The 15,874-nt window shown below is 41.3% G+C and carries 13 protein-coding genes; 7 read left to right on the top strand and 6 right to left on the bottom strand.

Features of this window, described 5'->3' with window-relative positions; translation table 11 throughout:
• Positions 1-79 precede the first annotated feature (79 nt).
• From V7K84_RS06645 to V7K84_RS06615, 7 genes are all read left to right on the top strand, one after another.
• Entirely contained in the window at positions 80-1,240 is a 1,161-nt protein-coding gene (locus V7K84_RS06645; protein ID WP_334837027.1) for a glycosyltransferase family 4 protein, read from the top strand.
• Between the two features lie 51 nt (positions 1,241-1,291).
• Positions 1,292-2,284, top strand: a complete 993-nt coding sequence (locus V7K84_RS06640) for a glycosyltransferase family 2 protein (RefSeq protein ID WP_334837026.1) — start codon at positions 1,292-1,294, stop codon at positions 2,282-2,284.
• A gap of 284 nt (positions 2,285-2,568) precedes the next feature.
• Entirely contained in the window at positions 2,569-3,771 is a 1,203-nt protein-coding gene (locus V7K84_RS06635) for a glycosyltransferase family 4 protein (protein WP_334837025.1), read from the top strand.
• Entirely contained in the window at positions 3,689-4,639 is a 951-nt protein-coding gene (locus tag V7K84_RS06630) for a glycosyltransferase family 2 protein (RefSeq protein ID WP_334837024.1), read from the top strand. Before V7K84_RS06635 ends, V7K84_RS06630 begins: the two co-directional genes overlap by 83 nt.
• Before the next feature lie 47 nt (positions 4,640-4,686).
• The gene (locus V7K84_RS06625) at positions 4,687-6,156 is read left to right on the top strand and encodes an O-antigen ligase domain-containing protein (protein WP_334837023.1); all 1,470 of its coding nucleotides are present in this window, start codon (positions 4,687-4,689) and stop codon (positions 6,154-6,156) included.
• A 195-nt stretch (positions 6,157-6,351) separates the two neighbouring features.
• Positions 6,352-7,479, top strand: a complete 1,128-nt coding sequence (locus V7K84_RS06620) for a glycosyltransferase family 4 protein (protein WP_334837022.1) — start codon at positions 6,352-6,354, stop codon at positions 7,477-7,479.
• 143 nt (positions 7,480-7,622) lie between these two features.
• Positions 7,623-9,272, top strand: a complete 1,650-nt coding sequence (locus V7K84_RS06615; RefSeq protein ID WP_334837021.1) for a GMC family oxidoreductase — start codon at positions 7,623-7,625, stop codon at positions 9,270-9,272.
• A 173-nt stretch (positions 9,273-9,445) separates the two neighbouring features.
• Here V7K84_RS06615 and V7K84_RS06610 read toward each other — a convergent pair whose 3' ends face one another.
• The 6 genes from V7K84_RS06610 to V7K84_RS06585 form a co-directional block, all read right to left on the bottom strand.
• A complete protein-coding gene (locus V7K84_RS06610; RefSeq protein WP_334837020.1) occupies positions 9,446-10,633 on the bottom strand; it encodes an MFS transporter in 1,188 nt (395 codons plus the stop codon).
• A 228-nt stretch (positions 10,634-10,861) separates the two neighbouring features.
• Entirely contained in the window at positions 10,862-11,872 is a 1,011-nt protein-coding gene (locus V7K84_RS06605; RefSeq protein WP_334837019.1) for an SDR family oxidoreductase, read from the bottom strand.
• 491 nt (positions 11,873-12,363) lie between these two features.
• The gene (locus V7K84_RS06600) at positions 12,364-13,635 is read right to left on the bottom strand and encodes a carbamoylphosphate synthase large subunit (RefSeq protein WP_334837018.1); all 1,272 of its coding nucleotides are present in this window, start codon (positions 13,633-13,635) and stop codon (positions 12,364-12,366) included.
• Positions 13,632-13,871, bottom strand: a complete 240-nt coding sequence (locus V7K84_RS06595; RefSeq protein WP_334837017.1) for a hypothetical protein — start codon at positions 13,869-13,871, stop codon at positions 13,632-13,634. Before V7K84_RS06595 ends, V7K84_RS06600 begins: the two co-directional genes overlap by 4 nt.
• Positions 13,872-13,981: 110 nt before the next feature.
• On the bottom strand, positions 13,982-14,125 hold the full coding sequence (locus V7K84_RS06590; protein ID WP_334837016.1) for a hypothetical protein: 144 nt from the start codon (positions 14,123-14,125) through the stop codon (positions 13,982-13,984).
• A gap of 71 nt (positions 14,126-14,196) precedes the next feature.
• Positions 14,197-15,813 (bottom strand): GIY-YIG nuclease family protein, encoded by a 1,617-nt coding sequence (locus V7K84_RS06585; protein WP_334837015.1) that lies wholly within the window; start codon positions 15,811-15,813, stop codon positions 14,197-14,199.
• Between the last annotated feature and the right edge of the window lie 61 nt (positions 15,814-15,874).

Genomic DNA, 15,874 nt, shown 5'->3' with positions numbered 1-15,874 from the left:
TAATAAGATTTTAAACACTTATTGTCTCTATAAATAAGTTATTAAAATTAGTCCTATATACTTAAAATTCATAGAAAATATGTCCCAGGAAACCTTTGAAAAAGACCTAATTTATCAATGCTCAAGTTTTGGTGTCGGTGGGAGTGGAGGTGTTGAAACTTATTTAGCTTCTCTGTTTGAACATCGACCACCTGATGTTAGCGATCGCGTGATAAAATCACTTAAAAATATCGATCAAAGACAGTTCAAACTGCTGCACATCCACAGTCCAGATTTGCTATTGCAGCTTACAGGTGAATGTCCTGCTATCTTCAGCGTTCATAATCACTCATTCTACTGCCCTAGCGGCACAAAGTATTTAGCAGAGCAACGGACAATCTGCGATCGCAACTTCTCTTACTTAGGATGTACCTGGGGTAAATTAGTCGATAAATGTGGTAGCCGTAGACCTTTAAGAACTCTTAGAGAACTTCAAACCACTCATCAGTTTTTAGATGTCTTGAAAAGGCTAAAAATTACCTTCATTGCCAATAGCGAGTATGTGCGGCAAGAGTTAATTCAAAACGGTGTATCCCCCGAACAAGTTATAACGCTACATTGTGGAATTTCTATACCAGAAACAGCAAGTTCACCCCTAAGCTTGGAAGTACATCAAAATCATCGAATTTTGTTTGCTGGACGAATTGTTTCTGATAAAGGTCTGGAATGGTTACTGAAAACCTTAATACATACAGACCCGAAAATTCAACTTGATATTGCAGGTGAAGGTTGGGAACGACCAAGGTTAGAAAAGTTAGCAGCCACACTCGGATTGAATAAGCGAATCACTTGGCATGGTTGGTGCGATTCGGATAAATTAGATAAACTTTATCAACAGTGTTTTGCAGTCATCTTTCCCAGTGTTTGGCCTGAACCTGCCGGTCTTGTAACTCTGGAAGCATACTCTCATTATCGACCTGTAATTGGTAGTGCAGTCGGAGGGATACCAGAACATTTACGAGATGGAGAAACGGGTATTCTTGTTCCAAGCAATAATATCCAAAAGCTGGCTGATGCTATTAATGAATTGTATGGAGATTATCAAAAAAGCCGATACATGGGCGAGCAAGGTCATACTTTATTGATGAAGGAATTTACAATGGCTGCTCATGTAAATAATCTCCGAACAATTTATGCAAAAACAATAGCTGAATTCTCTTCCCAAGCCAACAAAGTATATAGTATCTGTCCAGCTAAATAAGTTGAATTAAATAGTGCATCTTTTACTTAGAAAATATAAAGTGAGAAAAATATGTCATTACATCAAGAATGTCAACAACCTTTAGTCAGCGTTGTTATCCCCACCTATAATCGACCAGACTATCTCAAGCAAGCGATCGCAAGTGCTATAAAACAAACTTATCAAAATATTGAAATTATTATTTCTGATAATTGTAGTTCCGAAAATCCTCAAGCAATTGTCGCATCTTTTGGTGATTCACGCATCAAATTTTGGCAGCATCCGCAAAATGTGGGGATGTTAGCTAATCAGCAGTATGGCTTTAAAATGGCACAAGGTAAATATGTTGCTAGTCTGCATGACGATGATATTTGGCATGAAGACTTTTTAGCAAAGCTTGTACCACCACTAGAAGCCAATTCTGATTTAATTCTCGCTTTTTGCGATCAATACATTATAGATGCTAATGGCATAATTAATCACGCTGGTACCGAAGAAAATACACGCGCTTACAAGCGAGATAAACTAGCAAAAGGAATTTATAAATCTTTTTCCAAAATTGGATTAGTAGATAAAAGTATACCTACTGCTGCATCTTGTGTGATTCGCAATAACTTGGTGGATTGGTATAGTATTCCCTCAGAAGTTGCTGGGATGTGGGATTTATATCTAACCTATCTATTCTGTATATCTGGTTATGGCGCTTACTATTGTCCTGAAAAATTGACGCGATATCGTGCCCATGAGCAAACTGATACTATGCTCAGTGGTAGTCGAGATGTACAAGCAAAAATTCGCAAAGCAAAAAGCGAAATGTTTTGCTATCAAGTATTTATGGAAGACCCTCGGCTACAGGAATTTAGAACTCATTTTCAACAGAAATGGTTAGAAGCTAATACTACTTTGGGAATTGGTTTGCTACGAAGCGAACAGATAGCCGCAGCACGTCCTTATTTTTGGCAAGCGCTGAATCAACAAAAGTTTAATGTGCGAACTCTGGCAGCACTTAGTCTTAGTTTTACTCCGCAACTTTTAGCAAGTAAGTTAATAGGAATATCGAAATAATATCTCAATATCTCTGAGTTGAGGAATTTATTTGTTCAAGAGACCTCTTGAATAAGTCGTAGGACTTACGCACACTCTACGAATTCTCGGCGCTCTTGGCGTCTTCTCTGCGAGACGCGAAGCGCGATGGCGGTTCGATAAATTAAGCTTTTTAGCAATTTTTGCGTAGAATAGACCCCCCTTAATCCCCCCTTATAAAGGGGGGAAACTTGAAATCTTGCCCCCTCCCCAATACATACGGGGAGGGTTGGATTCAAGCTTTATTATCCTTAAGGAAATAGTGTATGAAACTTTGTATTGTTACTCATAAAATCAAAAAAGGTGATGGACAGGGGCGGGTAAACTATGAGGTTGCTAAGGAAGCAATACGTCGCGGTCATCACTTGACATTATTAGCTAGTGAAGTCGCACTAGAGCTAGAAGAAAATAGTCAAGTTAATTGGATTAAAATTCCAGTCAAAGGCTATCCTACAGAATTTGTGCGTAATTTCATCTTTGCCCAAAAAAGTGCAGATTGGTTACGTAAACATCGCTCTGAGATTGATTTAGTTAAAGTCAATGGAGCAATTAATCTGGCCGCGGCTGATGTGAATGCTGTACATTTTGTCCACAGTTCATGGTTGCGATCGCCTGTTCATATTTCTCGCAACCGCCGCGATTTATATGGTTTCTACCAGTGGTTATTTACGGCTTTTAATGCCCGTTGGGAAAAACAAGCTTTCCAAAAAGCGCAGGTTGTGGTGGCTGTATCTGAAAAGGTAGCCCAAGAATTAGTCAACATTGGTGTACCGCGTTCTCGGATTCGGGTAATTGTCAATGGTGTTGACTTAGAAGAGTTTACCCCTGGTGAAAGCAATCGCCAAAAATTAGGTTTACCGGAGAATGTCACCCTAGCTCTGTTCGCTGGAGACATCCGCACACCCAGAAAGAATTTAGATACAGTCCTACACGCCTTGGTGAAAGTTCCCGATTTACATTTGGCGGTAGTAGGTCATATCGAAGGTAGTCCCTTCCCACAACTAGCGGCATCCTTGGGGTTAAGCGATCGCGTGCATTTTGTCGGATTTCGCCGTGATATCCCCGAAATTATGCGGTCAGTAGATTTATTTATTTTTCCTTCCCGATATGAAGCTTGTAGCCTCGTATTGTTAGAAGCACTTTCTTCAGGACTACCAGTAATTACTGCCACAGCCACCGGGGGTGCAGAGTTGGTGACACCAGAATGTGGCATCGTCTTAACCGACTCAAATGATATCGAAGCTTTGGCTGTGGCGATGATGTCCTTGGTAAGTGTAGATATGCTCATGCAGCAAATGAGTCAAGCTGCTCGTTCTGTGGCAGAACAACACAGCTGGACTACTATGGCACAAACTTATGTGGATTTATTCGAGGAGTTAAGCAAGAATGCGGAACACCGTTCTTATACCGACTTATCGCCGTCCACAAGACCTCTCACGCTGCCTTTTGGCGCTACAGGAGCAAACTAAACCAGTCGATCAGGTGATAGTGGTTGTCCGCGATACGGATGCAGAAACTTGGCAATTTCTTGCCCAATACACAGCGCACAATTTGCCACTGCATACCGTGAAAGTGACACAACCGGGGGTGGTAGCAGCTCTCAACGCCGGACTGGCAGTAGTGGAGGGCGATATTGTTTCCATTACTGATGATGATGCCGCACCTCACCCCGATTGGTTAGAGCGGATTGCGGCTTACTTTACCTGCGATCGTCACCTCGGCGGACTGGGAGGGCGTGATTGGATATACCACGGCAGCAAATTAGAAGACGAATCCCGCCCAGTAGTGGGACAGTTGCAATGGTTTGGGCGAGTCATTGGCAACCATCACCTGGGAGTGGGAGAACCCCGCGAAGTCGATATTCTCAAGGGCGTGAACATGAGTTTTCGTACCCAAGCTATCGGACAACTACGCTTTGACGAGCGGATGCGCGGTACTGGAGCGCAAGTACACTTTGAAATGGCATTCACCCTGGCATTAAAGCGGGCTGGTTGGAAGATAATTTACGATCCTAGCGTTGCTGTAGATCATTATCCAGCACAACGTTTTGACGAAGATCAGCGAAATAACTTTAATGAAATTGCCTTTATTAATTTAGTCCATAATGAAACCTTAGTTTTACTAGAGCATTTACCATTTATCCGCCGGATTGCATTTTTGTTCTGGGCAGTATTTGTGGGTACATGCGATAGTTTGGGCTTAGTACAATGTCTGAGATTTTTACCTAGCCAAGGGCAGTTGGCAGGGAAAAAGTTATTAGCATCTTGGCGTGGGCGTTGGCAGGGATATCAAGAATTCAAAATTCAAAATTCAAAATTCAAAATTAAGGAAATTTGAATTTATTGGAAGCTGCTAAATTTATTTATCTGTACATCTAAAATTGAATGAATTCTAAGCAGATACTTTTCAATAGTTTTTTACAAGAAAACTATTCTCCCGAAGAGCGATCGCTACAGGGTTGGATGGCGATCGCAGGCTTTATATTACTAACTGTAGTTTGCTATTTTGGTGGTGTTACTGCCGGATTGCGTCTAATTTACCCGGCGACAGCTTTAGTAGTAGCCTTATTTTTATACTTGCGGCATCCCATTCTCTACATTGGCTTTACCTGGTGGATTTGGTTTCTCACACCCTTAGCGACTCGCTTAGTTGATTATCGGGTAGGGTGGGATGCTAGCCGTCAAATGCTTATAGCACCCTACTTAGTGGTGTTTATTACTATAGCAACATTCTTGCGACACTTTCCCCGCGCTTCTCGTCAAGGGGGTTTGCCGTTTGTTTTAGCTTTTATCGGAGTGTTTTATGGCTTTCTCATCGGTCTAATTTACAACCCACCTATCCCTGTAGCACGCGGATTGATGGATTGGCTCAGTCCAATTATTTTCGCTTTTCACTTATTTATCAACTGGCGAGATTATCCCAGCTATCGCCAGAATATTCAACGAACATTTCTCTGGTGTGTGTTGATTTTAGGAACTTATGGCGTATATCAATTTGTGGTAGCTCCTGAGTGGGATAGGTACTGGCTCATACAATCAAAATTATTCATGAGTTCTGGAAACCCTGTACCTTTCGGGATGCGCGTCTGGAGTACATTACACTCAGTTGGCCCCTTTGGTTCTGTTATGCAGGCTGGGTTACTGTTATTATTGACCGGTTCAGGAAGCTTAATTTTTCCGGCTTCAGCTGTTGGTTACTTATCTTTTCTATTAACACAAGCACGTACTAATTGGGGAGGCTGGCTATTTGGAATAATTATGATTATGGGTTCAGTCAAAGCCAAAATTCAAATGCGCTTAATTACCATAATTGCGGTCATGGCTATTTGTGTTGTGCCATTGACAACTATCGAACCAATTGCTGGAGTAGTAGCAGCACGTTTTGAAACTTTTTCTAACATTCAAGAAGATGGCAGCTTTAAAGATAGATCGGGAACTTACGATAGAAATCTTGGTTTAGCCCTTTCTAATGGTCTAGGTAACGGCTTAGGAAATATTTGGAAGGTCAACGAAAAAACTGGTCAAATTGAAGTAGTGGTAATTGATAGTGGCATTTTAGATATGTTTTTCACCCTTGGTTGGTTTGGAGGCATATTTTATATGGGTGGATTAATCTTTTTGATTATTACTGTTAGCAGCTATGGTGAAGGTCGTTTTGATAGTTTTCTCAGTGCTGCCCGCGCCATTGGGATCAGTTCTGCTTCACAGTTAGTTATCGGTAGCGGGATGTTGAGCGTATCAGGGATGATTCTTTGGGGATTTTTAGCTATGGCTATGGCTGGACATAAGTACTATAGCAATCCTCAGATGTTTTCCAATATTCCTAACTTCTCTAATAAATCGAGAATCTCATAAATCTTTTGACATCCTCACCGCCGTGAACGCACTCTTAAGAAGGAGTAATGAGTAATAAGTAATAAGTAATGAGTAAATACCCATTTTTCATCCACTCATTACTCATTACTCCTTACTCATTACTTTAAAGCCGTGCTGGAAACACGGGGTTTTAAACCCATTTTTCTTACAACTTAAATAGGAATTTTATAGATTATGAAAGTAATTATTGTCATGCCACTGGCCGAGCAACGAGGCGGTGGTGAAATGATGCTTTGGGATTTGGTGCAGCAGGGACGCAATGCTGGTGTTGAGTGGCTGGTGATATTTTTAGAAGACGGCCCGATGGTCGAACAAGTAAAGTCTCTCGGTATTGATGCGCGAGTTGTGGAAAGTGGACGTTTACGGCAAATCCACCGTTTTATTGGTGCTGTTTTGCGGATAGCTGCGATCGCTCGCCGCGAACGTGCAGATATAATTGTCAATTGGATGTGGATTACGCATATATCGGGAGGTTTGGCAGCGATGCTGGCGGGCTTGCCTGCTGTGTGGTATCAACTAGAAGTACCTAGTGATAAAACTTGGTTGGTGCGACTTGCTACTTTAATTCCAGCGCGGGCAATTATTACCCTTTCGCAAGATGGTAAGCAAGCACAGGCAGAGATTTGGCCGCACAGACCAACACCTTTGGTTTATCCTGGTGTCGCATTAGACCGATTTGAGCCGAATGCTTTACCAACTCCAGAAGAAGTACGGCGAAAACTAGGCTTACCTTTACACGGGCCGTTGATTGGAATTGTGGGACGATTGCAACGATGGAAGGGAATGCACGTATTGGTGCAAGCAATGCCCAAAATTTTACAGAAGTATCCCGATGCCCATTGTGTAGTGGTTGGCGGTAAGCACGATTTGGAACCGGATTATGAGGACTTTTTAAAAGGCGAAATCACCGCTTTAGGCTTGAAAGACCAAGTAATTATGGCTGGACTACAGCGTAATATCCCAGAATGGGTGCAGGCAATGGATGTATTTGTTCATGCATCGGATAATGAGCCATTTGGGATTGTGATTATTGAGGCGATGGCGCTGGGTAAACCTGTAATTGCCGGCAGTGCAGGCGGCCCGACAGAGATTATTACCGATGGCATGAATGGACTATTAACACCTTACGGCGATGCGGAGCAATTAGCGATCGCAATTCTCCGCTATCTTGACGAGCAAGAATTTGCCCAGAGTGCGGGAGTTGCTGCTAGACAACGCGCTCTCGATTTTTCAACGCAGAATTATGCCCAAAATTTTATTAGTGCAATTCGCTCTGTAATGCCTAGTCCTTTATCACAATAGTTTTTATAGGTTTGTAGTAAGCACTTTAGTGCTTAAAAATTCAGGACTAAAGTCCTTACTACAAACGCATTTACGCCTCATAATTAATACCCTGTATGCATCTGCACAATATAAAAAATATTTATGCAAAAGGAACTAAATCAATGTTGATTGATAGCCGCAAATTGCCAATAGATGAAATTATTAATACTGAAGTTTGTATAGTTGGTGCTGGCCCAGCAGGAATTACACTCGCACGAGAATTAATTGGGCAAGACTTTCGAGTTTGCTTACTAGAAAGTGGTGATTTGGAATTTAATCAAGAAACTGCATCTCTTGGTGAGGGCGAAACGGTTGGAGATCCTTTTCCACCCTTACAAGATATGCGTCATCGTCAATTTGGTGGGATGGCTAATGTCTGGAATATTGAAATTAATAAAAATCAACTTGGTTTAAGGCACGTACCGTTAGACGAAATAGATTTTGAAAAACGAGATTGGGTTCCATACAGTGGCTGGCCTTTTAGTAAATCTCACCTGAATCCATTTTATGAGCGCGCTCAAGCAGTCTGTAAACTAGGTTCTTTTGCTTATGAGGCAGAGGCTTGGGAAAATGCTCAATCTCCTCGGACACATTTCACAAGTGACCGAGTTACTACTAGTATGTTTCAGTTTGGCCCGCGCGATATTTTCACCAATGAATATCGCCACCAAATCAATCAATCTCCTAATATAACTACATTCCTCAACGCCAATGTGGTAGAAATTGAGGCAGACGAAACAGCCCAAACAGTGAAACGCGTGCAAGTTGCTTGTTTATCTGGTAAGAAATTTTGGGTTGTTGCAAAAGTATTTATTTTAGCCGCAGGTGGGATTGAAAACGCGCGTTTATTATTATTGTCAAACAGAATTCAAAAGAATGGATTAGGCAATCAACATGATTTAGTGGGTAGATTCTTCATGGATCATCCTTTTATTCGTTGTGGTATGCTTGTTCCGCAAAATCGCAAAATCTTTAATTCGATGGCTTTGTATGACTTACGCCGCGTGAATAATGTCACAGTCATGGGAAAATTTGCGCTCACGGAACAAGTTATGCGCCGCGAGAAATTACTAAATATGACCGCGTTGTTATATCCCAGAGATGAAAGGTATAGATCGGCAGCAAAGGCTTCTGCAAAAATTTTGTTCTCTTCACTTCGACAAAGACAGTTACCTAAAAATATTTTTCAGCATTTGCAAAATGTAATTACGAATATTGATGATTTAGTAGCTGATTGGTATAAATATAATCTCAAAAAGGAATATTTATTCCCTGATTTAAGTCATGGAGGATGGTCTGAGGATGAAGGTAATGAACAGAAATATACAAAGTTTGAAGTTCTTAGCCAAACTGAACAAACACCAAATCCAGATAATCGGGTAACACTCAGTAATCAACTAGATAAGTTGGGTTGTCCGCAAGCAAAATTAACTAATTATTGGAGCGAAATAGATATTTGCAGTGTGAAGCGATCGCAGTTAGTATTTGCACAAGAGTTTGCTAGCGCCGGACTGGGTGAGTTGCAGATTGAATTAGACGGAGATCGTCCAGTTGCTTCTCTTAGTACTCATCATAATATGGGTACAACGCGTATGCATCACGACCCAAAACAAGGAGTTGTCGATGCAAATTGTCAAGTTCGCGGCATCTCTAATTTATTTATGGCAGGTAGCTCTGTTTTCCCTACAGGAGGCTATGCTAATCCGACGCTTACCATTATCACGTTGGCAATTCGATTAGCTGACCATCTGAAAGCTGAATTGTCTCACTAAATATAACTTTGTGTAAAATCGTCACGTTTTAGATGTAGCGATCGCCTGATATTTTCGTGCCATTCAGTGCGAAAAGTTATATCAATTACAAAAAAAGAATGTGACAGATACAGCCTAGAAATCTAGATAAAATTTAGCTTTCTGAATTTTTAATTTTTAATTTTTAATTGGTATTACTTGCCTTTTACCGAATGTTGTACCAGCCAGCAATGTAAGCCCATCATTAACAGCGCCAATGGCAGCATCAACATTGGGATAATTTCTAAACTTGTCCAACTTGCAACCCAGCCTGCTCCAGTGGGTATAATCGCAGCCCCCAAACTGGCGGCACTAGTGGCAATGCTAACAGCCGCAGGAACATGGGGGTCTGGTAATCGTTGAGGAATTAACCAAATGGTTGCAGGAAAGATGGCTGCCAACCCAAAGCCAATCAACGGCAAGCTAATCCATTGATCTGGCAGTTGCCACCAAGCAAGCAATCCAATGATTACAAGACTAAGCGACATACTGATTGTGCGGACTGCCCCAAGCGATCGCAAGAAATAACTTAAAATGAAACGTCCCAATGTTAATCCCACCCAGTAGGCACTAACGCTGTAACCAGCAATCAGCGTCGGAGTGTGACGAGCGACAGACTGCACAGTGTATGCCCAGTTGCCAATGCAGGCTTCAGTGCCAACATAAACCAGCAAAAGTAATCCAGTTAGCAGTACTATCGGAGTTTGCAGCGCTCTGCCCAGATTTTCTAAGGCAGTTGTCTTTGATGGCAATACCCGTACTGTCATTGGAGTGTAGTTGAAGATGATGACGCCCAGCACGCTGACAATTAATAGGCTGACAATCCCGGCTAATACCCCATAAACTTGTCGCCAGTTCATCCCAACTGCTAACAAAGTAGTAGCGATCGCGGGGCCTGAAAGTGCGCCAATACCATAGAAAGCATGGAGCAAACCAATCAAATTGGCACTGCGGGAATCTTGCACAATGTAAGTGTTAATGCCTGCATCAATCAACCCAATGCCCAATCCCAACGCCGATCCAGCGGCAACCATGAGAAACCAGGAGGGTGAGATGGCATAGATTATCAGTGCCATCGTCAGCGCACCCGCAGCAATCAACAGCATTCGGGCTAATCCCAGCCGACTACTCACCAGACTGCTGGTGAATGCTGCCAGAATGTAGCCGCTAATTTGACTGAGAAACAGTAGGGTGACGGTTGCTGGAGTCAGGTTATAGGTAGACAGAATGGAGGGTAGAAGAACTCCTAATCCTGCTTCAGCAATGCCAATGGCAATAAAGGCATAGAAAGCGATCGCCGAACCTATCCACAGAGGCGGTAAGGTGCGTTGATAGTCTGTCATTGGCTGGAATGCTCCTGGATCGGACAATTTGACTGCTGAGATTTACTCAATTAATCAACAAACTTATGGTTGTGCAAAGCATGAATAGTTAAAAATATTTTTATAACTAAGCTAATCGGCATTATGAGTAATTATCTCAAAATATCATCACTATTTTGCTAAAAAGTCTACAAGGATTTGAGATAAATCCTTGTAAAAACTGGATTGCAAATTTTTGGACAGGTCTATTTATCCTTCCTTTTTGAATGCTTGACCTGCTATAAACGCTAATGCTGCTGTACCAGCGATCGCACCCCACTGAAGAAGCGGATTTTTCTCTAGCCAGTCGGAAATGCTAGGTATAACTAAGTTACTAAAATCACCCTTAACTCTGTCGTCTTCAGGAACAGATTGGTAAAAATTATTTGGTGCATCTTCAGATTTCGGCTCAGAAGAACGTAGTAAATCGAAGCCGACGAGCAGTAACAGTGAATCTACTAATGATGGTGAGAGGCGCTGTACCACATCTAATATTTTAGCTACATCCCCAACCAAGTAATCACGAGTTGGATGTTCGGCTACATAGAGGATAGCATCAGCTACAAGTTTAGGATCGTAGTAAGGTGGTATCCCGGAAGGCTTTACGCCTAATTTCGTCAGACCATTATTCCAAAAGGGGGTATTAATCACCGCTGGTTTCACACTCGTGACGCTGATCGGCCATTTTTCATGTTGCAACTCAAGGCGCATGGCTTCGATAAAGCCCTCAACCCCGTGCTTGGCTGCCGAGTAAGCACTTTGGTAGGGGAGCGATCGCCTACCTTCCATTGAAGAGACATGGATCAGTGCGCCCCGTCCCTCACGCTTCAGATGGGGTAGGGCTGCCATTGCACCATACACTTGTCCCATGAGATCGACATCAATGACATGCTTAAACTCTTCTGGTGTTATGTTGTCGAAAGTGGCAAAGATGCCGATAGCAGAGACGTGTACCCATGTATCGAGTCGCCCGTACACTTCTACAGCTTTATCTGCGATCGCTTTAACTTGCTCAGATACTTCCACATCAGCTACGTAAAAAGTTGCCTCACCGCCAAAGCCGCGAATCTCCTCCACTAAAGACTTTAGCTTCGACTCACTCCGAGCCGAGACTACGACTTTTGCGCCGCGTCTAGCAAACTCAAGAGCTGTGACACGTCCGATACCACTGGAGGCTCCGACGACCGAAACGACTTGCTGATTGATTGGCTTTAATTGCATAAGTGTTACGTTTTAAAATAAATCAGGGATTGGGAATTGGCTTCGAGAACGTTAGAGACTTTAGCTTCAATAGGTAATTCAGTTGCTTTGTTAGTATCAGTTGTTATTAAAAATATTTCTTAATAACTTTCCTAGTACATATATATGTTAATTATTGTTACGGTTGCATTTCTCTGTCTATTGGGGAATCTGAAAGCGCCACAGGAAGTAGATGTAAGCATTTTCTAGACTTTCAAGACTCCCGCATTTCTCACAAGCTTCAGGCGTTTGATGGAGCGGAGGGGCAGAGAGGCAGAGGGGCAGGGGGAAAAGACCTCTTATCTGCTGCCGTGAATCAGAGCGGAACATGGGGCTGAGTCCATCCACTTCTTAATAAGTGGTTCTCGTACCCTACAGGAAGCTAGCTCAACAGTGGGGTTAATCCCTTTTCTGTTTTGTTTCCCCTGCTCCTCTGCCCCCCCGCTCCTCTGCTCCCCCGCTCCCCAATCTGTTTAAGCGAGCCATTGCAATCCCTTATTCTGTAATTTCTGCTCGATCTGCTGCATTTCCTGGATAGTTTCTCCAGTAACGATCGCATAAATTTCGGTATAGATTTTTCCGTATTTGACCCTCTCTAAAGCCGACAGAACGATTAAGTCCTTGCGATCTAGTTCTGGTTTTAAGGTCACTAAAATTGAATCTAACGTTCCTTCCATGCGGTAGCTACTAGAATATTTGGCAACTTCCTTTCCCAGTCCCAGTAAGGTGTGACGCTGCAAACACAACGGAGTCGATCCATTAACTCGGAAATTGGCATCGATTGCATAAAACTCTCCGTCTCGATCTTCCAGCACATCGAACCCAATCACGCCGAAATAACCATGTTTGTAAGCATATTCACCAATGGCGGCAATCATCTCAAAGAACTTGCTCATGTCAGTGTTGCGGTAGTCAATCAGTCCCCCTAAATAGTTACCTTCTGGAGTGACGAGTTGGCTGGTAGTGCCGATGAGGGTTATCTCTCCCGTTTTGTTGACATAGAACTGTACGCAGTAATTCTGCACCTCATTCTTGACGAACTCCGAGACAATAATCCTATCGAGCAACTTAATATCCAAATATTTCTTGATTTCTTCAAAACAGTAGTTCAAATCGCTGGAGCTTTTGATAATATAAGTGCCTTCTCCTGAGAGTCCGTGGGACGTTTTAATTAAGTAGGGAAATTCTGGTAATTTAATATCTTCGAGATTGACTTCATGCAAATTGTAGCTTTCGTATTTTGGACATTGCACCCCCAGATGGTCTAGCGTTACTTTGCTGAGTAAACGGTAATGAGTGTCTGAATCAATAGCGTGTTTTTCAGGTTTTAGGCGATCGAAGGGAAATAGAGTGATGAGTTTGTCAAAGCGCTCGCTGTGGCTGAGATCGTCCAGATAAGTTAAGCGATCCATCATTAACCTATTGGAGTAGCTGAAGCCAAAATGCTCTTGCCAGTATGCAAGCAGCGACTTTGGCGGCGGATTAATCGCAATTCCTGGAATGCGATCGCCTAATACAGCTAAAATTTTCCAAGGTTCCTTTTGGCAAATCTTGTCAAAGGAGGTTTTGGTGGCTTCACTACTGCCATCTTGAATAAAATATTTTTCCAGGTTGGGATAAGCAGCCCAACTGGCAGTTGCAGGGTAATTCAGGATAAACCCATAAGATGCATCTGTAATATCTTGAGCAAACAGATCGGAAAGAGAACTCCCTTGAAAGTATTGAAAGTTATATTGTGAGTTCATTTAGCCCTCCCAGAAACCGCATCCTCAAACAGTTGAACAGATACATTTTCTGTCTGCACTCCTATCAGCAGCATCCTGTCTTGCTCAGAGACAATTTCTTTAGTAATTGCAGCTAAGGCTTGGGCAAGTTTCGGCGAAATGAATCTATCTTTTGGTTGATTTTGTTTGTAAACACGTTGTAATTGTTTTGTTTTAGTAGATTTTATAGCCTGAAGATTGCTATATTTTTTTTGCATAAAGCTAAAATTTGGTAATTTGCTCTTTATTTATATATCTTACTTATCTTTTAATTAACTCTATCAAACGAAAGAACTAAATCACTTTATTCTTTCTACAAAATAGTTGTTCATCTTAATAAACCAATAATCATGAAGGTATAAATATGTAAATATTGCTGTGTTGAGATATTGAATCTAATTGCACCAACTAGTTCATACTCTAAATAAATGCGTAGGCGTAGCCCGTCGTAGACATCGCAACCTACTTTCAAAACACCAAATTACAGACGAGGAAATACGATCCATTTGCTCGTCAAAGTTTTTCAGAGTGAGATGCTAGTAGCTAAGTGCGTGAAGACTCAGATTTGAATGAAAACCTGAGTTTAGGTATTCCACTTTCCTGTAAGCGACTTTTGATAATTTCTACAACCTCGCTGTATGACATATCATCTTTAGGGCCAAATGGTATATCTGCTTTCCACTTACCATTTAAGGTGACAGTAAGCATCGCAGGTACTAGAAATTTCCTAGCAGATATATATGCTTTACTTATGTATCCTTCTTCTTTATTGAGTCTTACTTTAGTGAAATCTGATAGACAGGATTCTAATAGCAACCAAAATACTCGATCTACTGTGACTGCTAAATAAACTTCTTTATAAAGAGAGCCTTGTAATGTACTACCTTTTGCTCCATGTATGAAATTACCTCTACCAACCGTCGTTGTTTCACCGTTCGCTAGCTTAAGAACCTTGTAGCTTATTGGTTCTTTGAGATTACCCAAAAATGTTTTGACGAAGATACTCATCCTTTTATCTTTCATGCTGTCTACGTAGTTATCATCTATTGGTAGAGAATCCAAATACTTATTAACCTGATATTGTTCCAAGTCAATACCACGTTCTATTAATAACTGCTTGAAATACTCTTTTTTGGCAATAAGGTTTGTTAGTCTCTTGGGAGAGTTTGTATTGCTTTCTTCTTCCGTCTTGTGTTCTTTCAGGAAAACTTTAAGTTTGCTAATGTCTATCTGTTCGTTAAATAGCAACTTAATCAGATCCTTCTTATATGGAGATAATCGTTCTATTGCCTTCTGACGATTTTGCTCATATGCATGGTATTGCTTATCAGAAGACATGTAAATTCCAGTAACACTTAGCAGGCATTTATTTTTGAGTGCAACTAGAGAGTTTTCATTGACAACCCTCATATCAACTCCAGCCAATTGAGTTAATTCATAACCTTCAATATGTTCTAAAGCTTCTTTCGTAGCTCTGTAGATTTCGATAGCAAAACCATTAACTAATAGTCTCCTTAAGAAGAATAAACCATACTTTTCATCTTTTACTTGACCTTTACAAGCCCAGTTATCTGAATAGTTAGTGCGCTGCTTGAACACCTGTTTTAAAAATCGATTAACAGACAGCCAATCCTTTGCAAATTCTTCTAACTCTTTTAAATTTATACAAATGTGTATTACATTCAGGGGCAATACAGCTTTCTGAACTCTCCAATCATCTCGCCAATGTATAGAATCATTAATCAGCTTAGGATCTTGTTTTCGTGGAGGTTCTACACCTAGTACAAAACTGTATGGTGCAAGTATAGTTAATGTTTCTCGTAATAGCGTTTCTGTTGGATGTAGTTTCTTTGTTCTAATTTTAGTTCCATTCAGTTGCGGGTTGTATTCTTCAATGCGCTGTCGTTCCATAGCATTGAGATGTGATTCAGCTACCAATTCGTAGTATATGACAAACTGCTTCTTTCGCTGTTTTTGTAACTGATACAGTCTGTGATGGCTATCACCTGCCCAACGACTACGTAAATTTTTTGCCTGCCCTACATACCAAACTATAAATTGTTCATCTAGTACATAGTATATCCCTGAATTTTCAGGAAGTAATTCTCTGCTATTTATACTTACATGAGGTAGTTGTGAGATAAATTCATTTGCATTCATATTCACGTTATATACTTAATAAGTTAAGTATTTACAGTTAATATTCCCAACTTTGCAAGCT

The organism is Nostoc sp. (genome assembly GCF_036917315.1).
Classification (GTDB): Bacteria; Cyanobacteriota; Cyanobacteriia; order Cyanobacteriales; family Nostocaceae; genus Nostoc.
The sequence above is the reverse complement of the archived record's forward strand: the minus strand, read 5'-3'. Positions and strand labels throughout refer to the sequence as shown.